This window comes from Bosea sp. BIWAKO-01, from assembly GCF_001748145.1.
GTDB lineage: Bacteria > Pseudomonadota > Alphaproteobacteria > Rhizobiales > Beijerinckiaceae > Allobosea.
Window position 1 is genome coordinate 6,415,134 of the sequence record NZ_BCQA01000001.1, and the last position, 18,854, is coordinate 6,433,987.

General features: G+C 65.4%; 18 protein-coding genes. 8 read left to right on the top strand and 10 right to left on the bottom strand.

Annotated elements, in window-relative coordinates; genetic code table 11:
* Window positions 1-6 precede the first annotated feature (6 nt).
* Window positions 7-1,368: a (R)-1-hydroxy-2-aminoethylphosphonate ammonia-lyase gene (pbfA, locus tag BIWAKO_RS29760; RefSeq protein WP_069881712.1), complete on the bottom strand. Its 1,362-nt coding sequence runs from the start codon at window positions 1,366-1,368 to the stop codon at window positions 7-9.
* A gap of 209 nt (window positions 1,369-1,577) precedes the next feature.
* Here pbfA and BIWAKO_RS29765 point away from each other — a divergent pair, with 209 nt between their 5' ends.
* Window positions 1,578-2,441, top strand: coding sequence for a LysR substrate-binding domain-containing protein (locus tag BIWAKO_RS29765; RefSeq protein WP_069881713.1), 864 nt, complete (start codon window positions 1,578-1,580; stop codon window positions 2,439-2,441).
* Between the two features lie 85 nt (window positions 2,442-2,526).
* Here BIWAKO_RS29765 and chrA read toward each other — a convergent pair whose 3' ends face one another.
* Both chrA and BIWAKO_RS29775 read right to left on the bottom strand, forming a co-directional pair.
* Window positions 2,527-3,942, bottom strand: a complete 1,416-nt coding sequence (gene chrA / locus BIWAKO_RS29770; RefSeq protein WP_069881714.1) for a chromate efflux transporter — start codon at window positions 3,940-3,942, stop codon at window positions 2,527-2,529.
* A gap of 16 nt (window positions 3,943-3,958) precedes the next feature.
* Entirely contained in the window at window positions 3,959-4,945 is a 987-nt protein-coding gene (locus BIWAKO_RS29775; protein ID WP_069881715.1) for a chromate resistance protein ChrB domain-containing protein, read from the bottom strand.
* 98 nt (window positions 4,946-5,043) lie between these two features.
* Between BIWAKO_RS29775 and BIWAKO_RS29780 the strand changes: the two genes are divergently transcribed.
* From BIWAKO_RS29780 to BIWAKO_RS35660, 5 genes are all read left to right on the top strand, one after another.
* A complete protein-coding gene (locus BIWAKO_RS29780) occupies window positions 5,044-6,015 on the top strand; it encodes a Fe-Mn family superoxide dismutase (protein ID WP_069881716.1) in 972 nt (323 codons plus the stop codon).
* A complete protein-coding gene (locus BIWAKO_RS29785; protein WP_069881717.1) occupies window positions 6,012-6,482 on the top strand; it encodes a chromate resistance protein ChrB domain-containing protein in 471 nt (156 codons plus the stop codon). Before BIWAKO_RS29780 ends, BIWAKO_RS29785 begins: the two co-directional genes overlap by 4 nt.
* A gap of 30 nt (window positions 6,483-6,512) precedes the next feature.
* Complete coding sequence (locus BIWAKO_RS37195) at window positions 6,513-6,647, top strand: hypothetical protein (RefSeq protein ID WP_274533601.1); 135 nt, start codon at window positions 6,513-6,515, stop codon at window positions 6,645-6,647.
* Between the two features lie 4 nt (window positions 6,648-6,651).
* Window positions 6,652-7,716, top strand: coding sequence for a Cj0069 family protein (locus BIWAKO_RS29790; protein ID WP_069881718.1), 1,065 nt, complete (start codon window positions 6,652-6,654; stop codon window positions 7,714-7,716).
* Between the two features lie 875 nt (window positions 7,717-8,591).
* Window positions 8,592-8,912, top strand: coding sequence for a hypothetical protein (locus tag BIWAKO_RS35660; protein WP_176733441.1), 321 nt, complete (start codon window positions 8,592-8,594; stop codon window positions 8,910-8,912).
* 88 nt (window positions 8,913-9,000) lie between these two features.
* Here the strand turns inward: BIWAKO_RS35660 and BIWAKO_RS29800 are convergent, their stop codons facing one another.
* The 7 genes from BIWAKO_RS29800 to BIWAKO_RS29830 form a co-directional block, all read right to left on the bottom strand.
* Window positions 9,001-9,699: a cysteine hydrolase family protein gene (locus tag BIWAKO_RS29800; RefSeq protein WP_244523584.1), complete on the bottom strand. Its 699-nt coding sequence runs from the start codon at window positions 9,697-9,699 to the stop codon at window positions 9,001-9,003.
* Between the two features lie 315 nt (window positions 9,700-10,014).
* Entirely contained in the window at window positions 10,015-10,896 is an 882-nt protein-coding gene (locus tag BIWAKO_RS29805; RefSeq protein ID WP_141740290.1) for an ABC transporter permease, read from the bottom strand.
* A gap of 3 nt (window positions 10,897-10,899) precedes the next feature.
* Window positions 10,900-11,841, bottom strand: a complete 942-nt coding sequence (locus tag BIWAKO_RS29810) for an ABC transporter permease (protein WP_069881720.1) — start codon at window positions 11,839-11,841, stop codon at window positions 10,900-10,902.
* A gap of 5 nt (window positions 11,842-11,846) precedes the next feature.
* Window positions 11,847-12,983 carry an ABC transporter ATP-binding protein gene (locus BIWAKO_RS29815; RefSeq protein WP_244523585.1) on the bottom strand — a complete coding sequence of 379 codons (1,137 nt, stop codon included), beginning with the start codon at window positions 12,981-12,983 and terminating at the stop codon, window positions 11,847-11,849.
* Window positions 12,980-13,996 carry an ABC transporter ATP-binding protein gene (locus tag BIWAKO_RS29820; RefSeq protein WP_069881722.1) on the bottom strand — a complete coding sequence of 339 codons (1,017 nt, stop codon included), beginning with the start codon at window positions 13,994-13,996 and terminating at the stop codon, window positions 12,980-12,982. The genes BIWAKO_RS29815 and BIWAKO_RS29820 overlap by 4 nt, the downstream gene beginning before the upstream one ends.
* 18 nt (window positions 13,997-14,014) lie before the next feature.
* On the bottom strand, window positions 14,015-15,535 hold the full coding sequence (locus BIWAKO_RS29825; protein ID WP_069881723.1) for an ABC transporter substrate-binding protein: 1,521 nt from the start codon (window positions 15,533-15,535) through the stop codon (window positions 14,015-14,017).
* A 57-nt stretch (window positions 15,536-15,592) separates the two neighbouring features.
* A complete protein-coding gene (locus tag BIWAKO_RS29830) occupies window positions 15,593-17,425 on the bottom strand; it encodes a gamma-glutamyltransferase family protein (RefSeq protein WP_069881724.1) in 1,833 nt (610 codons plus the stop codon).
* 241 nt (window positions 17,426-17,666) lie between these two features.
* On the opposite strand from BIWAKO_RS29830, the gene BIWAKO_RS29835 reads away from it, so the two are divergent.
* On the top strand, window positions 17,667-18,359 hold the full coding sequence (locus BIWAKO_RS29835; protein ID WP_069881725.1) for a GntR family transcriptional regulator: 693 nt from the start codon (window positions 17,667-17,669) through the stop codon (window positions 18,357-18,359).
* A 14-nt stretch (window positions 18,360-18,373) separates the two neighbouring features.
* Complete coding sequence (locus BIWAKO_RS29840) at window positions 18,374-18,787, top strand: nuclear transport factor 2 family protein (protein ID WP_069881726.1); 414 nt, start codon at window positions 18,374-18,376, stop codon at window positions 18,785-18,787.
* Window positions 18,788-18,854: the final 67 nt, after the last annotated feature.

An 18,854-nucleotide genomic window follows, 5' to 3' on the forward strand; every position in this document is an offset into this window, starting at 1 on the left:
GGCGCTTCAGCCCGCCGCGATCGCGGCCTCGACGATGTCGAGCGCGCGGTCGAGGTCGGCTTGCGGGATCACCAGAGGCGGCGAGAGCGTCAGCACATTGCCCTGGCTGATCTTGAAGCTCAGCCCGGCTTCGAGGCAGCGATAATAGACCCGTTCGGCGAGCGCGTTGTCGGGCGCCATATCCGCCTTGTCGGCCACGATCTCGACCCCGAACATCAGCCCGCGCCCGCGCACGTCGCCGACATGGGGCGAGCCTTCGCCGAAGGCGCGCAGACGCGCCATCGCCTGGCCACCGAGCTCGGTCGCCCGCTCCGGCAGCCCCTCCTCGCGAATGATCGCGATCGTGGTCAGCGCCGCGCGCGTCGTCACCGGGTTCTTCTCATGGGTGTAGTGGCCGATCGCGAAATCGCCGGCGACATCGAGATCGCGCCGCGCGATCGCCGCGGCGATCGGCAAGATGCCGCCGCCGAGCGCCTTGCCGACGACGAGGATGTCCGGCGTCACCCCGTCATGCTCGCTGGTGAAGAAGCGGCCGGTCTTGCCGAGCCCGGTCGGGATCTCGTCGAAGATCAGCAGCGTGCCATGGCGGTCGCAGGCCTCGCGCACCAGCTTCCAGAAGCCGGGTGCCGGCGGGTTCGGGGTCGCCCGCATCGGCTCGGCGACGAGGGCCGCGAAATCGCCCTCCCGGCCAAGCACATAGGAGATCATGCTGGCGCAGGCGCGGGCCGAATCCTCCAGGCTGTTATGGCCATAGGCGCAGTGATGGTTCGCCCAGGGCGCGACATGCTCTGCGCCCGGCAGGAGCGGCCCGGCAATCCCGGAGCGAAAGGTCGCCTCCCCGCCGACGCTCGAGGCGCCGAAGCCCGCGCCGTGAAAGGCATCCCAGAAGGACAAGGTCTTGAAGCGCCCGGTGGCGGCGCGCGCGAGTCTCAGCGCCACCTCGACCGCATCCGAACCGCCCGTCGTGAACAGCACCTTGCCGAGATCGCCCGGGGCAAGGCGGCCCAGCGTCTCGGCCAGCTCGACCGCCGGCTCGCAGGTGAAGCGGCGCGGCGCGAAGCAGAGATCGTCGAGCTGCTGCTTGATCGCAGCCTTCAGGCGGGGATGGCCGTAGCCGATATGATGGACGCTGTTGCCATGGAAATCCATGTAGCGGCGCCCGGCCGTGTCCTCGATCCAGATGCCCTCCGCCTTGGCGATCGCCGTGACGCAGGGGCTCGACAGGCTCTGGTGCAGGAAGGCGTCGGCGTCGCGCTTCAGCAGGCCGCGCGTCGCCGGATCATCGAGCCGCGCCGACCAGGCGCCGCGCGCCGCCGAGGTGTTCGACTCGCCTTCGGTATGCACGAGCTTGGCGGAAAGACCTGACATCCCTGAAACTCCCGTGCCGAGGCGACGCGCCGGTCTTGCGGCGGGGCGATCCCCTTGGCGATTGCCTTTGGACAGGCGGCTGCTTTCGATGCCGGCATCATCGGCGGCGATGGATCATCTGAAAAATCGTTATTTTCGATCGACGCATAAATTGAATCGTTGCATTAGTGCCTGTCGCCTCCCCGGCTCTACCCTGCCCGGATCCCGCCATGCGCTATGTCCAGCTTCGTGCTTTCCACCAGGTCGCGCTCGCCGGCGGCTTTTCACGCGCCGCGAGCGAGCTGAACCTGACGCAGCCGGCGATCTCCGATCAGGTCCGCAAGCTCGAGGAGGAGTATGACGTGCTGCTGTTCAGCCGGCAGCACAGGCAGATCGCCCTGACCGCGATGGGCGAAAGGCTGCTCGCGATCACACACCGCCTGTTCGATGCCGAGGACCAGGCGCGCGGGTTGCTCTTGGAGTCGCGCGCCCTGCGGCTTGGAACCCTGCGGATCGCCGCCGATTCCGTCCATCATGTCCTGCATGTGCTGACGGCGTTCCGCGAGATCTATCCGGGCGTGCGGATCACGGTCAGCGCCGGCAATACCGAGACCATCGTGGCGCAGCTGCAAAGTTACGAGGCCGATATCGGCGTCCTCGGCGACATGGCCCCGCATCGCGATTTCGAGTTCGTTCCGCTGAATGCGGCGCCGATCATCGCCGTCGTCGCAGCCGATCATCCCTTTGCCTCGCGCCGGTCGCTGTCGCTGGCGGAGCTTGCCGGCATGGCGCTCGTGATCCGGGAAAGCGGCTCGCGGACGCGCCGGCTGCTCGAACAGCGCGCGTCCGAGACCGGCGTCAGGTTGACCTACGCCATCGAGGTCGAAGGGCGCGAGGCTGCGCTCGACATCGTGGCGGCGGGTGGCGGCATCGGCTTCGTCTCGGAGGCCGAACTGCGCGGCGATCGCGGCCTGGTGCGCATCGCGCTCGACGGGCCGCCGATCCTGATGGAGGAATCCCTGATCTGCTTGAGCGAACGCCGGGACAACAAGGCGATCAAGGCCTTTCTGGACGTCGCACGGGGTCGCGCTTGACCAGGCTGGAGCTTCGCCCCCGGAGCGGCGCGGTCGGACCGCTCAATTGTCGGTCAGACCTTGCGCTTCGCGATGCTCGCCGAGATCAGACCATGCCCGTGGCGAATCCGTAGAGCAGCCCAGCTACCGAGCAAGCGGCGATGACCTTGATCATCCCGACCTTGAAGCGGAACACAGCGATCATGGCGGCAAGCGTCAGCAGCAGCGATGCGACGTTGACGGTGCTCAGGACCGGCACGTCGAGTTCCATGCCATAGCCGCGGATCTGATGGACCTCGGCGAAGAGCACGTGCAGCGCAAACCAGATCGACAGGTTCAGGATCACGCCGACGACGGCCGCAGTAATCGCCCCGAGCGCAGCCGAGAGCGCCTTGTTGTTGCGCATCGTCTCCATGAACGGCGCGCCGAGGAAGATCCAGAGGAAGCAGGGCACGAAAGTGACCCAGGTCGTCAGCAGCCCGCCGAGAGTGCCGGCCAGGAGGGGATTCAGAGAGCCCGGCGCACGATAGGCGCCCATGAAGCCGACGAACTGCGTCACCATGATCAAGGGGCCGGGCGTGGTTTCGGCCATGCCGAGGCCATCCAGCATTTCACCCGGCTTCAGCCAGCCATAATGCTCGACTGCCTGCTGCGCGACATAGGACAGCACCGAGTAGGCGCCACCGAAGGTCACCATCGCCATCTTGGAGAAGAAGATTGAGATCTCCGTGAAGACGTTGCCCTGGCCGAGCAGAGCCAGCAGGGCGATGATTGGAGCGAACCAGAGGAAGAAGCCGATGGCAGCGACCTTCAGCGTCCAGCTCAGCGGCGGTCTGGCATGCGCCGGAATGCCCTCGCCCAGCGCGGAATCGATGTCGGCCAGCTGCTTGCCACCGAGCTTGCCATGACCGCCTCCCGTCAGGAACGCCGACCAGCCACCGCGCCCTCCGATATAGCCGATCAGGCCCGCGCCCAGCACGACGAGCGGGAATGGTGCCTGAAACAGCGTCAATGCCAGAAAGGCGGCGGCGGCGAGCCCGATCATGACATTGTTCTTCAGCGAGCGCCGACCGATCCGCAGGACGGCTTCGAGCACGATCGCCAGGACCGCCGCCTTCAATCCGAAGAACAGAGCCTGGACGCTGCCGACATTGCCGAAAATCGCGTAGATCCAGCTCAGCGCCATGATGGAAATGGCGCCCGGCAGCACGAACAGGAGGCCGGCGACGAGACCGCCCTTCGTCTTGTGCAGGAGCCAGCCGATATAGATCGCGAGTTGCTGCGCCTCCGGCCCCGGAAGAAGGGTGCAATAGTTCAGGGCATGCAGGAAGCGCGTCTCGCCGATCCAGCGCTTCTCCTCAACGATGATCCGGTGCATCACCGCGATCTGTCCGGCAGGCCCACCGAAGCTCAGCGCTGCGACCCGTGCCCAGACACGCAAGGCCTCCCCGAATGAAATGCCGTGATCAGGCACGGCATTCTGCATCGTCGGTGCAGCGTCGATGGTTTCGAGCTTGTTCATGGCCGTTTCCTGATGATCAGGCGCGTTTCGACTTGAAGTACTGGTAGAGGTTGTCGAGGACGGGCGTGCCTTGGGCGATGCGCTGCTCATCGTCCGGATTGGCCGCGCAGACACCCGCGATCAGGCTCGCGATGCCCGTCGTTTCCTCGTGCCCGAACTTGCGGTCTTTCAGATCGATGTCGTGGACGATCTCGGAGATGCCCCGGAGCGCAGGATCAGCGAGACCGGCACGGACCAGCAGGACCTCGAAGCTACAACGATCACCCTCGTGGGTAATCTCGCCTTCGAACATGTCGAAGCGCAACTCCCCGGCCTTGGGTTCGTATCCCTTGCCCGGAACGAAGCGGATGACGGCGTCGGGGTCGATGAAGCGACGGATCAGCCAGCTACAGGCGATGCGGTCGATATGGACGCCTTTGCGCGTGACCCAGACCCGCCCCTTCAGGTCGGCTGCGGTCTGTGGCGGCGTCTCCGTTGATGTGTTGGTCATGTCGCTATCCCTCGCGAGCCTGCGCTCCAGTTCCGCGATCAGGCCCTCAGCCGAGAGACGGCCAGTCGCGCCGAAGAAATCGATGGCGGCGATGTCCGCCAGCCGCTTGCGCAGGCGCTTGATCTGGGTCGTGGCCTCGACCGTTTCCTCCGGAGCTGCAGCCTCCTCGAGGCGGCTTGAAAGGGAGCGGACCTCCTTGGCGATCGCCTCGTAGTCTTCGTCGCGCGCAGCGTCGAACAGGGCCCGTGCCTGGGCATCGGAAAGGCCATCGATCAGGCGGGCTTCGCACATCATGGCCTCCCCGCCTCCCTCGACGATCTCCTTCAGCAACCACTCGAAATCTTCCTGCGTCTCGGCATTCGCCGGCAGCGCATAGACCGTGCTCTTCACCGCGACAGCGCCGATGCCTTGCAGGCGGCGCCAGATCTTGACCCGGAAATAGGCTGGCTTGCTCGGCAACTGGTGGATCAGGAGGAGCCAGCGCTGCTCTGCCGGTATCGCGTCAACGTTCATGTTCACACCGTATCATCAAGACAAATAAAAGCAACACTTGTATCATTTTTGATTCGAGCGTAGCGTCCGGCTCGTCGCGTATCGCAAGCGAGGACGCCATGCACCGGATCATGCCATTGCCGTTCAAGCCGCCGCGCCTGGAAGGGCTCTCCGAGCGGCTTCTGGCGAGCCATTACGAGAACAATTACGGAGGCGCCGTGCGGCGCCTGAATGCAATCGAGCGCCGGCTCGATGAGCTCGACTGGAGCCAGGCTCCGGTGTTTGACCTCAACGGCTTGAAGCGTGAGGAGCTCATCGCCGCGAACTCGGCGATCCTGCACGAGATCTATTTCGATGGGCTGGGCGGCACAGGCGATGCCGCAGGCGACCTGGCCGCAGCGCTGGAACGCGATTTCGGCAGTGTCGCGGGCTGGCGAACGAAATTCGCGGCCTGCGCGAAGGCGCAGGCCGGTGGATCGGGCTGGACCTTGCTGGTCTGGTCGGAGCGCCATCAGCGCCTGATGATCCAGTGGGGGCAAGATCACACCAACTGCCTCGCCGGCAGCACCCCGATCATGGCGCTCGATATGTACGAGCACGCCTATCACATCGATTTCGGAGCGAAGGCTGGCGCCTATGTCGATGCCTTCATGAGGAACATCCATTGGGAGCGGGTCGGCGCCCGCTTCCAGGGGCTGGCGAAGAGCAGGCATGCGATCGGCAAGGCCGAGGCCGCCGCCGCCGGAGCCGGTATCGCCGCCGAGGATCTCCTGGCGCGCATGCAGCGTCAGGACGATATCGTCCTCCTGGACGTCTGCCTCGCGGAAGATCTGGCCAAGCGCAGCGACATGATCCCAGGTGCACAGATCCGCGTCCCCGAGCGGATCGCCGACTGGGCCGAAGACCTGCCCGAGGGCAAGCCGATCGTCGCCTATTGCGTCTATGGCTTCCAGGTCAGCGGCGATGCCGTCGCCGAGCTGCGCCGCCGCGGCCTCGACGCCTATTCGCTCGCAGGCGGAATAGCCGCCTGGCACGCGATCGGCGCGCCAACCGTTCCACTCACCAGCGCTGAAGGGAGACCAACGCCATGAAATGGATCACACGCGAGCGCCCCGTCATCGATCGGATCGCCTGTCCCTGGCTGATCACGCGCTTCATCGACAAGGAGCCGGAATTCCTGTTCGTGCCACCGGACCAGGTCAGGCAGGTCGCCGACGAAACCGGCGCCATCCCCTACGATGTCCCAGGGGTCGAATACACGCATTTCGGCGAGGGATGCAGCTTCGACGCCTTTGTCGAAAAGCACGACCTGGCCAAGGACCCGGCCATCGCAGCGATCGCCGCCATCGTCCGCGGCGCCGATACCGACCGACACGACCTGACACCGCAATCAGCCGGGTTGCTGGCGATCTCGATGGGACTTCGCGACCTCTCCCCGGACGACCATGAGGTCCTGAAGCGCGGCTTCATCATCTATGACGCGCTCTATGCCTGGGCATCCCGCCGGACGGGCGAAACCCATAGCTGGCCGCCGTCGATGAGGGCGACCGCCGCCTGACGCCCATTGCTCCGGCATGGGAGAAAGCCCATGAACCGGCCCGTAACGATCGCATTGGCAATCGTCCTGGCCAGCCTGATCGTTTCGCCGCCGCAGACCATCGGTCGGCGGTTGGATGAGGCAATCAGAAACTCTCGGAAAGTCATCGACCCAATGCCGGGGTGAGATCATGTCGACCGCAGTGCAGAAGGTAGCCGTGGTTTGGCGAGGTGATCGCGAAGCGCGACGCACCGCAACAGCGCAGAACAATCGCTTTCATCGCGTATTCGAGGAGCTGAGCGCGATCGGCTTCGACGCCGAGCCGGCCGTCTACGACGAGACGTTCGGCGAAGACGTCCGCGATCAGCTCCTGGCTGCGGACGGGGTCCTTGTCTGGGTCGATCCGCTGCACGCGGGCAAGACACGGCATCAGCTCGACGCATTGCTGCGGGATGTCGCGGCGCGCGGGCCCTGGGTCAGCGCCCACCCCGACACCATCCTCAAGATGGGGGTGAAGGAGGTTCTGTACCGCACGAAACATCTTGGATGGGGCGCCGATACGCATCTCTATCGATCGGCGGCCTCTTTCCGGGCGGAGTTCCCGGCGCGCTTGAGGGCGGCTGGTCGGCGCGTGCTGAAGCAGAACCGCGGCAATGGCGGCCAAGGCGTCTGGAAGGTCGAGCAGCTCAGCCGGTCGACCGGTCCCGAGATAGTGCAGGTGCTGCACGCACAGAAAGGGAGCATCCCGGAAGAACTCGCCCTGTCGGACTTCATGGCAAGGTGCGAAGCCTATTTCGCGGCCGACGGCTGCATCATCGATCAGCCGTTCCAGCCTCGTCTGCCGGAGGGCATGATCCGCTGCTACATGGGCGCAGACAAGGTTGTCGGCTACGGGCACCAACTCATCAAGGCACTCGTCCCTCCCCCTCCCGAAGGCCCGGATTCGGAGGCTGCGCAACCCGGCCCACGGATCATGCATGGCGCGTCCGCCGAGCCGTTTCAGAGGCTCAGGGCAAAGATGGAGGATGAATGGACGCCTCAGATGATGGCGCTCTTGGGAATCGACGCGGCCTCCTTGCCCATCATCTGGGACGCGGATTTCCTCTATGGCCCGCGCACGGCATCGGGCGACGACACATATGTGCTCTGCGAGATCAATGTCAGCTCGGTCTTCGCCATTCCGGATCAGGCGCCGGCCGCCATTGCAAGACTTGTCGCCTCGCGCTTGAGGCATGGCAGTTCGCCGCGTTCGTAGATATCGCGCACCGCGGGCGCCGATACGAGGAACGGCGCCAGCAGTTCGGTTGGCCAGGACGTCGCGCATGTTCGTCCGAAGTCGGTTCCAACGAGCCATGGAGCGGCGCACTCGGCGCAGCCTGAGCCGAGTGCGATCCTGGGGCCGAAGCCGCATCGAGCCGTGGCCCTGACATAGTGGTCTTATCGAGGTGAACGCCTCAAGGAGCCAGGAGTGATCCCATGCGCCCGCTTGCGACTCTGCCGCTCATCGCCTTGATCGGATTGCTTGGGAACCGCGCTCTTTGTTCCGGAGCTGGACCTGCTCTTTGTAGCCGCGCCGGCAGGACGGCTCGGGTCGGGCGCCGCAGTTCTGGTATTCCGGCCAATGCCGTGAGGGGCCCAGCCGTAGAGGCGCCCCCCGACAACGGATTAGAGCCGCCGGCTCACCGCAGGAGCGGCCACGCTCCCAGCGCGATGATCGCCAGGGGAGGCCCCCCTGATCTGCCTGAGCGAACCCCGGGACAACAAGGCGATCAAGGCCTTTCTGGACGTCGCACGAGATCTTTCTTGATCAGGCTGGACTAAACCCGCCCCGTTCCGTCTCGCGCCGCGCCAGGGCGCGCCAAGGGCTGACGGCAACGCAACCGGCTCAAATCGTAATGCAGCCCTGGAAATCCGGCGGCGACTCTCTGCGAATCCAGCAAACCTGCCTTAACTACGATCCCGCATCCCACGCACAAATGGTCGACGGCACTCCAAAGTAGATTTGAAGCGGATGCCGCCTCGTGTCAGTATTCCCGGCAGAAATGGCGATACTCGTTATCGCTCCCGCCTTCCGCCCTTGCCTATGCGTTCCTTGCCTATGTCTTCTGGTGGGTTCACGAGGGGCGTACCATGTCGGCTCAAGAACGCGGCCTTGCCCGTCTCATGCTTAAGATTCCTGCGTTCCGCAATCGCTTCGCACGAATGCAGGATCTAGGGTTTCGCAGCCTCTGCGAGGAGTACGATCTCGTCTGGGAGGTGATCACCCAGTGGTCCCAGGACGGACGCTGCGCGATGTTCGACTTCGACGATTACCGCCGCCTCGCGGCCTCGATCGAGGGCGACGCCATCGCGATGGCCGAGGCCGCTCCGGACCCCGGCACCACCACCAGGGCGGCCAATCCGCAGCTGGCGCCATCGGAATCCTCGGAGTCCGACAAGCAGCCCCACTGACAGGTTCCCCTCCCAGCGAAGGCCACACCCGTCAGCATCCGCCAATCCTGACACACTCTACCGGAGACGGGTCAGGCCGCATTCCGCCTCACAGGACCAGGACGCGTCCGCCGAACCCGGAGCGGAACAGGGCGTCATGGGCCTCCTGATCCGGATCAAAGCAGCAGTCCTGGACCAGGCGCAGATCGTAATCGGCATCACAGGCCCAGGCGACGCTGGACAGGACCACGCCGGTGGTGCTGATCCCGGCCATGACAAGCGTGTTGACACCGCGCGTGCGAAGGTCTGCGTCGATTGACGTGCCACGGAAGACGCTGGCGCGCGGACAGGCATAGACGAGGTCGCCCGGCTCGATCGCGAGGCCTGCGACGGGTAGACCGGTGCGAAATCGTCCGCTTGGGAGATAGGGCGTGATCTGGCGGTTCTCCGCTGGCGGGGCATGTTCATACCCCTCGCCCAGCGAAAAATTCGGGAACAGCACAGGTCGGCCCGTGGCGCGCCAGCGCCGGATCAGGGCGTTGCATCGATCCAGCAAGGGCGATGGCTGCTCCCCGAACAGGATCTCGAACACGTCGACCTGATAATGCATGACGACGAGAGCCGCCCTGTCGATGGAGCTGTCCTGGAAATCGACCGACATCGCAATCATCCGAAATTGACGTTGAACCAGGTCTCGATGGTCGCCAGCGGACGCATCGACCTGGCCCTGTGGACCGCCCGCAGACGCGATGACCAATATGGTCTGATCATCGGCGAGTTCCGCGACATTCTGGTAAAGGGTGGCCATGCCCGCGCCGCATGCCGGCTCGACCAGGATGCGTTGATCGTCCAGGGACCACAGGCACGCGCCCACGGCCTGAAGATCCGACAGCACGGCGCAGTGGTTGCATGCCGACAGACAAGCGCTCCGACGCTGCTTCTGGCTGCTTGTCCGAGAAAATCTTCAGCAGAAGCGGGGGTCTGCCGCACGCCCTCTATCGCGCGTCCGACTGAGGACAGCGGCTCAACCGGTCGGCGGGCGCCTTGCCCTCTCCTGCCCGATAGAGAAGCCCGCCCCGGCGGCCCCGCCCCCGCATGCCGCGCGAGCGGAACAGCGTGTCGGTCAGCGCGCGCGCGGATCGAGAGCGTCGCGCAGGCCGTCGCCGAGCAGGTTGAACGACAGCACGGTTGCAAAGATCGCGATGCCGGGCCAGAGCGCCATCCAGGGCGCATTGCTCATGAAGCGCTGCGCCGAATTCAGCATCGAGCCCCAGGATGGCGCCGGTGGCTGCAGGCCGAGGCCGAGAAAGGACATGCTCGCTTCCGCGATGATCGCAGCCGCGATCGTCAGCGTCGCCTGGACCATGAGCTGCGGCAGGATGTTGGGCAGGATGTGGCGCACCGCGATGCGCCATTGCGGATTGCCGACCGCGCTGGCCGCCTCGACATAGTCCTCCGCCTTGATCGAGAGCACCTGGCCGCGCGTCAGGCGAATGAAGAGCGGCATGGCGGTGATGCCGATCGCCAGCATCGCATTGGTCAGGCTGGGGCCCAGGAAGGCCGCAAGCGCGATCGCGAGGATGAGGAACGGACAGGCCAGCATCGCATCGGTGAAGCGGCTGATCAGGCCGTCGACCAGGCCGCCGAGAAAGCCGGCGGCGAGCCCGAGCGGCACGCCGATCGCCATGGCGATGCCGACCGAGGTCAGGCCCGCCAGCAGCGAGGCCCTGGCCCCCCAGATGATGCGCGAAAGCATGTCGCGGCCGGCCTCGTCGGTGCCGAACCAATGCGCGGCGGACGGCGCCTTGCGCACCGCGGTCCAGCTCTGCTGCGTCGGATCATAGGGCGCCAGCAGCGGCGCGAAGACGGCGACGAACACCATGAAGAGCACGACGGCGAGGCCGATCAACGCGCTCTTGCGCTTCGACAGCCGCCGCCACAGGCGGCCGCGGAAGAAATTCGCGACCGGATTGGCCGAAAGCTTGGGTTCCGAGATCGTCAGCACAGGTCAGCTTCTCAGTCTTGGGTTGACGAGGATGTATCCGATGTCGGCCAGCAAATTGAGGGTGATGTAGAAGAGCGAGGTCACCAGCACGACGCCCTGCACCACGGGATAGTCGCGGGTGAAGACGGCATCGACGATCAGCTTGCCGAAGCCCGGGATCGTGAAGATCTGCTCGGTCAGGACCGCGCCGGAGAGAAGCGCGCCGAACTCGAGCGCGCCCAGCGTGATGATCGGCGTCAGCGCATTGCGCATCGCATGCTTGAACACGACGACCCATTCGCTGAGGCCCTTGGCGCGGGCGGTGCGGACATAGTCACTTTCGAGCGCCTGGAGCATGGCGCTGCGGGTGTGGCGCATGATGACGCCGGCAATCGCAGTCCCGAGCACGCAAGCGGGCATGATCGTCGTCGCGAGGTTCATCTTCAGGTCTTCCCAGGGGCTGACGAAGCCCGAGGCCGGCAGCCAGCCGAGATGGACCGAGAAGAACATGATCAGCATGATGCCGAGCCAGAAATTCGGCACCGAGATGCCGGCAAGCGACGCGACATTGGTGGAATAGTCGATGGCGCTGTTCGGGCGCAGGGCCGAGATGACGCCCGCCGTGATGCCGACTGTGAGCGCGATCACGATGCCCATGATCGCGAGCTGCAGCGTCACCGGCAGCTTGAGCAGGATCAGGTCGAGCACGGGGCGGTTATGGCGCATGGATTCGCCGAGATCGCCGGTCGCCACGCCCTTCAGCCAGTAGAGATACTGCACGATCAGGGGCTGATCGAGGTGATACTGGGCGCGGATGGCAGCCAGCGTCGCCTCGTCGGGGTTCTCGCCGGCGAGCACCAGCGCCGGATCGCCCGGCAGGAGGTGCTGCAGCGAAAAGATGATCATCGACAGCAGAAGGACTGTCGGGACCAGTTGCAGGAGGCGGCGGGCGAGAAGTGAAGACATGGCTATCAGCCTCCCGTCACGGTCTGGGCCGGCCGGGCGGCCATCGCCTCGAACGCCGCAAACAGCTTTTCGAGCTTCGGGTTGCGCGGTTCGCGGGCAATCTCGGCTGCATCCAGCGCCGGCAATTCGCGCCAGAAGGCGCAGGCATTGGAATGACCGTTCGCCTCGCGCTCGAGCACCATGCTGACGCTCTTGCAGTCCGGCCGCGCATGCGGGCAGCGCGTATGCAGCCGGCAGCCTTCGGGCGGCGAAAGCGGGCTCGGCAGATCGCCATGGAGTCTCGCTGCGCGCGAGCGCTGGTGGCTCGGCGGCGCGGCGACCGGAATGGCGGAGAGCAGCGCCCGCGTATAGGGGTGGCGCGGCGCGGCGAAGATGTCCTCGGACGTCCCCATCTCGACGACCTTGCCGAGATACATGACGGCGACGCGATCGGCGATGTGCTTCACGACGCCGAGATCATGCGAGATGAAGACGAAGGCGATGCCGAGCCGCTTCTGCAGGTTCTTCAGGAGGTTGAGGATCTGCGCCTGGATCGAGACGTCCAGAGCCGAGACCGCCTCGTCGCAGATGATCGCCTTCGGTTCGGAGGCGAGCGCCCGGGCGATGACGACGCGCTGGCGCTGGCCGCCGGAGAATTCATGGGGGTAGCGGCTCGCCTGTTCCGGACGCAGGCCGACCATTTCCAGGAGTTCCGCGACGCGGCGGGCGCGCTGGCCGGCCGGCACGATGTCGTGCAGCATCAGCGGCTCGGCGATCGTCTGGGCGATCGTCATGCGCGGGTTGAGCGAGGCATAGGGGTCCTGGAAGATCAACTGCACATGACGGCGCTGCGCGAGCATCGAAGCATGCCTGGCATGGGTGACGTTCTGCCCGTCGATGAAGACCTCGCCGGCGCTGGGCTCGATCAGCCGCATCAACAGGCGGCCGAGCGTCGACTTGCCGCAACCGGATTCGCCGACGATGGCGAGCGTTTCGCCCGGCATCAGCGAGAGGCTGACATCATCGACCGCACCGACGCGGGCGAGCGGTCGGCCAAGCAGAGAGCGCTTGACGACGAAGCTCTTGCCGAGGCCGCGGGCCTCAAGGATCGGCGTATCGGCCGAGGCGCTGGAGGTGCTCTGGATCATGGCACGAGGGATCATGGCACAAGGTCCTGCATGGGCGCCCGCCAGCAGCGGCTGAAATGGCCGGCGGTGACCTCCATGAGGTCCGGCATCTCGGCGCAGCGTTCGACGCGGAAGGGGCAGCGCGCCTGGAACCGGCAGCCCGAGGGCGGATTGGCCATGTCAGGCACGGTGCCGGAGATGGCGACCAGCTGCTCGCGCTTCTCGTCGAGACGCGGCAGCGAGCCGAGCAGGCCGACCGTGTAGGGGTGCTGCGGGAAGGTGAAGAGGTCCTCGACGGAGCATTGCTCGACCACCTGGCCGGCATACATGACGATGACGTCGTCGCAGGATTCCGCGACTACGCCGAGATCATGGGTGATCAGGATGATGGCGGTGCCGGTCTTCTGCTGCAGCTCCCGCATCAGCTCGAGCACCTGCGCCTGGATGGTGACGTCGAGCGCGGTCGTGGGCTCGTCGGCAATCAGCAATTCGGGATCGCAGGCGAGCGCCATGGCGATCATGACGCGCTGGCGCATGCCGCCGGAGAGATTATGCGGATACTGGTGGTAGCGGGTCTCGGGCGAAGGAATGCGCACCAGCTTCAGCATGGCGATGGCGCGTTCGGTCGCCTCCTTCTTCGAGATCGGCCGGTGGCGCAGGATGACCTCGTTGATCTGCTCGCCGACCGTGTAGGACGGGTTGAGCGAGGTCATCGGCTCCTGGAAGATCATCGCCAGCCGGTTGCCGCGCAGGCTGCGCATGCCGGACTTGCTCTCGTCGAGCAGTTCGCGGCCATCGAAACGGACATTGCCTGAAATGCGCGCGCTGTGCTCCGGCAGGAGCCGCATGACGGCGAGCGAGGTCACGCTCTTGCCGCTGCCGGATTCGCCGACGATCGCCAGCGTGCGCCCTTTCCGAACCGAGAAGCTGACGCCGTCGACCGCCGTCACGGTACGCGTGTCGCCCTCGAAGGCGACACGCAGGTTGGTGACGTCGAGGACGGACGCGGCTGCGTCATCGGCCCGGACGGTTCGGAGAGGGAGGTTCATGGCTGCCTTGATGCCAGCTCAGTTTTTGCGGCTGACGCCAGCCAGGCGGATGATGCCATCCGGAGCGGGCTTGATGCCGGTGATCTTGGAGCTGTGCGCGAAGATCCACTGCGAGTGGTAGAGATAGACGATCGGCAGGTCCTTGAGCAGGATCGCCATGGCCTTGGCGTATTCGGCCTTGCGCGCCTCGGGGTCACCCAGCGAGCGGGCCTTCGCCAGGATCGCGTCGAGCGCCTCGTTGCAATATTTGGCGTCGTTCGTCGCGGCGCCACAAGAGAGCATCGGCGTGACGTTCAGGTCGGGATCGACGCGGCCGCTCCAGCCGACGAGATGGGACTGGAACTTGCCCTGGCGGGCGATGTCGAGCAGCGTCATCAGCTCGGTCGGCTTGATCGAGACCTTGATGCCGACCTCCTGGACCATCGCCTGGATGAGCTGGGCGACCTGCTGGCGCTCGGCATCGGTGGGAACGAGCAGTTCCAGATTGACCGACTTCACGCCGGCTTCCGCCATCTTCTTCTTGGCGGCGTCGAGATCACGGGCCGGAACCGGGAAGCTCTTGTCGTAGAACGGGCTCGACGGCGGGAAAGGCTGGTTGCCGATGCTGGCCTGGCCGTCGAAGACGACATTGCTGATCGCCTGGCGATCGATCGCGAGGCTGAAGGCTTCGCGGATCGCGGCCTTCTTGCCGGCATCGAGATTGGCGCCGTCGCCACCGATGCTGAAGGTGATGCCGTAATAGCCGAGGCCGACGACAGGGTCGACCGCCAGGGCCTTGTCGGCCTTGACGGCATCGACATCGGTCGCAGCTAGACGCTCGATCAGGTCAAGCTGGCCGGAGCGCAGGTTCAGCAGGCGGACATTGGAATCCGGCATGCCGCGATAGATCAGGCGATCGAACCCGTATTTCGCCGCATCGTAATATTGCGGGAACTTTTCGAGGACGATGCGGTCCTGGACCACGCGCTCCAGGAACTTGTAGGGGCCGGAGCAGACCGGCGCATCGGTGAACTTGTCGCCGAGCTTCTCGCCGGCCGCCGGGCTGACGATCATGCCGGCGCGGTCGCTGAGCGCGGCGAGCAGCGGAACCGAAGGCTCCTTGAGGGTGATCTTGACGGTGGTCGGATCGACGGCCTCGACGGTCTTGATCGCGCTGATTTCAGCCTTGCGCCGCGAGATGCCCGAGGTCAGCGCGCGCTCGAGATTGTACTTGATCGCCGCGGCGTCGACCTTGGTGCCATCGTGGAAGACGGCATCGCTGCGCAGCTTCAGGGTCAGCGCGGTGCTGTCGGCGCTCCATTCCCAGCTGGCAGCCAGCATCGGGATGATTTTGCCGTTCTGGTCGATGTCGACGATCTTGTCGCAGAGCGACTGCAGCACGTGGCGGCCGACGAAGCTCCAGTTGGAGACCGGGTCGAGCGTATCGGGATCGTCCTGCAGGCCGATCTTGAGAACGGTCTGGGCGGCGGCGGGCGCCACCGTCACGGCCATGGCGCCGAGCGCCAGGCTGGCTGCGAGTGCAAGATAAGTCGGTTTCATCGATAGTCCCCTCTCCTGTTCCGAAATGCTTGTCTCATTGGGGGCAGCGGGTCGGGGTCAGCGGGCGACCGCATAACCCTGGACGCCGCGCGGATTGGCGCCAGCCTTCACCAGCTGCACGTCGCCATCCATCTCGCGGGCAACCGCCGAGAGGCGCCCTTCGGACCAGGCGTCGCCGACGGTGATCTTGTGGCCGCGCGCCGCCAGCTCGTCGCGGACTGGCTGCGGGAAGCGGTCTTCGAGCGTGATCGCGCCGAAGCTGATCTCGCGCGGCCAGAAGGAGCTGGCGAGATGGTCGGTATGGAAGGACGGCGCGTCGATCGCTTCCTGAAGGTTCATGCCCTTGTGGAGATGGCGCAGCAGCATGATCAGCTGCCATTGATCCTGCTGGTCGCCGCCCGGCGTGCCGAAGGCCATGTAGGGCTTGCCGTCCCGGTAGACGGTTGACGGGGTGAGCGTCGTGCGCGGCCGCTTCGACGGCGCGAGCGTGGAATTCAGCCCCTCTTCGAGCCAGAACATCTGCGCGCGGGTCGTCAGGCTGAAGCCGAGGCCAGGAATGACCGGGCTCGACTGGAACCAGCCGCCCGACGGCGTCGCCGACACCATATTGCCCCAGCGGTCGACGGCGCTGACCTGCACGGTGTCGCCGCGCTGCGCGCCTTCGCGGGTGAGCGCGGGTTCGCCCTGCCGGTCGTTCGGCAGCTTGGCTTCGCGGGCAACCGTCGGCTCGCCACCGCCAAGGCCGGGCTGCGCGATGGTGCCGACCGTGCGCAGCGGCGGCAAGTTGGGGTTGCGCCCCTCGGGCGTGCCGGGGAGGACGTCCATGGAGGCCGTGCCCGTGATCAGCGCGCGGCGGATATCGGCATAGCCGGACGAAAGCAGCGCCTTGATCGGCACGTCGGAGTTGTCGCCATACCAGGAATCGCGGTCGGCCATCGCGAGCTTGGCCGTCTCGACGACGAGATGCACGAAATCGGCGCTGGTCGGATCGAGATCGGCGATATCCGTGCCCTTGAGGAGCTGCAGCATCTGCAGCAGGACCGGCCCTTGCGACCACGGCCCGCATTTGAAGACCTCGCAATCGCCATAGGTCACCGAGACCGGCTTTTCGACCTGCGGCTGATAATCGGCCATGTCCTGCGCGGTGATCAGGCCCTTGTGGCGGCGGCCCGAGACGTCCCAGACTTCTTGGGTGGCGCAGAATTCCTCGATCTGCTCGGCAACCGGGCCGCGATACCAGAAATCGAGCGCCGCATTGATGCGCGCCTCGCGATTCCCGGCCGATTTCGCGTGGTCGAGGATCTGCTGGTAGAGCGCCGCGATCTGCGGATTGCGGAAGAGCTTGCCGGACTGAGGCGCCACGCCGCCAGGCAGGTAGATCTCTGCGGAAGTCGGCCAGTGGGTCTCGAAGAGCTCGCGCATCGAGGCGATCGTCCGGGCGATGCGCGGCACCAGCGGGTGGCCGGTCTTCGCGTAGTAGATCGCCGGCGCCAGCACGTCTTCGAGCTCGGCCGTGCCGTAGTCGCGCAGCAGCGTCAGCCAGGCGCCGAACGCGCCGGGAATGCAGGCGGCGAGCAGGCCGGTGCCCGGAATGATGTCGAGGCCGAGATCCTTGAAATGCTTGATGGTGGCCTTCGCCGGGGACGGCCCCTGCCCGCAGATGACGATCGGCTGATCCGCGCCGACCGGGGTCACGATGATCGGCACCTCGCCGGCGGGGCCGTTGAGATGCGGCTCGACGATCTGCAGGACGAAACCGGTCGCGACCGCGGCATCAAAGGCCGTGTGGCCCTTTTCCAGAAGGGACATGCCGACGGTCGAGGCAAGCCAATGCGTCGAGGAAACGGCTCCGAATGTGCCCCTGAGTTCCGGTCGCGTCGTAAAAGTCATGGCAATTCCTCATTTCCAGCCATCCGCGACCGCCTGAGGCAGGCTGTCGACAAGCCGGAGATCCACGCGGGGATGTTAGACAAGCCTCAGGATTTTGTGCCGCAGCTCATGCGGGAGCGGCTCGTTTTGTATATTTTTTGTCCACATTGCAATAGGATTGTGTACTCATCGGGATCAGCCGAGGTGGTGATCCGGGAGGGTGGGCTTGCGCGTGACGGAGTTTGGAACAGAGGAACGCGCGATGCCGGACATGCCGGCCGCCACCAAGAAAAGCCGCAGCGATTTCATCGCCGAACAGCTCGAAGAGGCTGTCATCAATGGCGAGTTTCCGGCTGGCGCCCGGCTCGATGAAGCCTCGATCGCCCTGCAGTTCGGAGTCTCCCGCACGCCCGTCCGCGAAGCCCTGCATATCCTGTGCGGCCGCGGACTGGCCGAGCGCGAGCCCTATAAGGGCGTGGTGGTGACGCAGATTTCCACAGAGCGCATCGACGAGATGTTCGAGGCGATGGCCGAGCTGGAGGCCACCTGCGGCCGGCTCTCCTCACATCGGATGACGATGCGGGAGCGGGCCGAACTCGAAAGCCTGCACCGCCAGATGAATGCGCTGGCCGACGAGGGCGACCTCGATGGCTACACCGAGCTCAACACGCAGTTTCACAGCCTCCTCTTCCAGGGCAGCCATAACAGCGACCTGATCGCGGTTGCCCAGACGCTGCGGCTGAAACTCGCGCCCTTCCGCAAATTCCAGCTCAAGGACAAGGGACGCGTCAAACGATCCTGCCGCGAGCATCAGCAGATCGTCGACGCGATCCTGGATCAGGATGCCAAGACTGCGGAAAACGCGCTGCGTCGCCATCTCGTCTCGGCGGCCCAGGAAGTCCTGATCAAACGGCAGCGGCAGGAAGACGAGGCCGTCGCCAAAAGTGCGCTCTGAAAGGCACGATCCAAATGTCTGATACTATTGAGAAAGAGGCGATCCGCGCGGTCATCGCCACGATGCAGGCGGCCTGGAACCGCGGCGATTTCCACGGCTATATGGCGGGCTTCGCCAATCCCGATGTGATTTTCGTCTCCCGCGGCCGCATCCAGAAGGACTGGCAGGGAACGCTCGACCATTACATCGCCGATTATGGCGGCGGGCCGGGTTCGCAGGGCGAGCTCGCCTTTTCCAACATCCGCATCGAGATGCTGGCCCCCGATGCCGCCCAGCTGATCAGCGACTACAAGCTGGTGCGCGCGGCGGGCAACCAGACCGGCGTCAACACCCGTCTGATGCGCAAGCGCGACGACCGATGGGTCATCGCCCTCAACCATGTCTCGCAAATCGAGCCCGCCGGCGCGAAGGCCCCGGCGCGCGACTGACCAGGTGGCCCGGAGCGTGTCTCGCGGCCTTGCTCCGCCCTGCGGCCATTGATGCGCCACGCAGCCC

Excerpts from the sequence above, each read along its gene's own strand:
- pbfA (WP_069881712.1), bottom strand. The coding sequence starts at position 1,368 with ATGTCAGGTCTTTCCGCCAAGCTCGTGCATACCGAAGGCGAGTCGAAC.
- BIWAKO_RS29765 (WP_069881713.1), top strand. The coding sequence starts at position 1,578 with ATGCGCTATGTCCAGCTTCGTGCTTTCCACCAGGTCGCGCTCGCCGGC.
- chrA (WP_069881714.1), bottom strand. The coding sequence starts at position 3,942 with ATGAACAAGCTCGAAACCATCGACGCTGCACCGACGATGCAGAATGCC.
- BIWAKO_RS29775 (WP_069881715.1), bottom strand. The coding sequence starts at position 4,945 with ATGAACGTTGACGCGATACCGGCAGAGCAGCGCTGGCTCCTCCTGATC.
- BIWAKO_RS29780 (WP_069881716.1), top strand. The coding sequence starts at position 5,044 with ATGCACCGGATCATGCCATTGCCGTTCAAGCCGCCGCGCCTGGAAGGG.
- BIWAKO_RS29785 (WP_069881717.1), top strand. The coding sequence starts at position 6,012 with ATGAAATGGATCACACGCGAGCGCCCCGTCATCGATCGGATCGCCTGT.
- BIWAKO_RS37195 (WP_274533601.1), top strand. The coding sequence starts at position 6,513 with ATGAACCGGCCCGTAACGATCGCATTGGCAATCGTCCTGGCCAGCCTG.
- BIWAKO_RS29790 (WP_069881718.1), top strand. The coding sequence starts at position 6,652 with ATGTCGACCGCAGTGCAGAAGGTAGCCGTGGTTTGGCGAGGTGATCGC.
- BIWAKO_RS35660 (WP_176733441.1), top strand. The coding sequence starts at position 8,592 with ATGTCGGCTCAAGAACGCGGCCTTGCCCGTCTCATGCTTAAGATTCCT.
- BIWAKO_RS29800 (WP_244523584.1), bottom strand. The coding sequence starts at position 9,699 with ATGGCCACCCTTTACCAGAATGTCGCGGAACTCGCCGATGATCAGACC.
- BIWAKO_RS29810 (WP_069881720.1), bottom strand. The coding sequence starts at position 11,841 with ATGTCTTCACTTCTCGCCCGCCGCCTCCTGCAACTGGTCCCGACAGTC.
- BIWAKO_RS29815 (WP_244523585.1), bottom strand. The coding sequence starts at position 12,983 with ATGATCCCTCGTGCCATGATCCAGAGCACCTCCAGCGCCTCGGCCGAT.
- BIWAKO_RS29820 (WP_069881722.1), bottom strand. The coding sequence starts at position 13,996 with ATGAACCTCCCTCTCCGAACCGTCCGGGCCGATGACGCAGCCGCGTCC.
- BIWAKO_RS29825 (WP_069881723.1), bottom strand. The coding sequence starts at position 15,535 with ATGAAACCGACTTATCTTGCACTCGCAGCCAGCCTGGCGCTCGGCGCC.
- BIWAKO_RS29830 (WP_069881724.1), bottom strand. The coding sequence starts at position 17,425 with ATGACTTTTACGACGCGACCGGAACTCAGGGGCACATTCGGAGCCGTT.
- BIWAKO_RS29835 (WP_069881725.1), top strand. The coding sequence starts at position 17,667 with ATGCCGGACATGCCGGCCGCCACCAAGAAAAGCCGCAGCGATTTCATC.
- BIWAKO_RS29840 (WP_069881726.1), top strand. The coding sequence starts at position 18,374 with ATGTCTGATACTATTGAGAAAGAGGCGATCCGCGCGGTCATCGCCACG.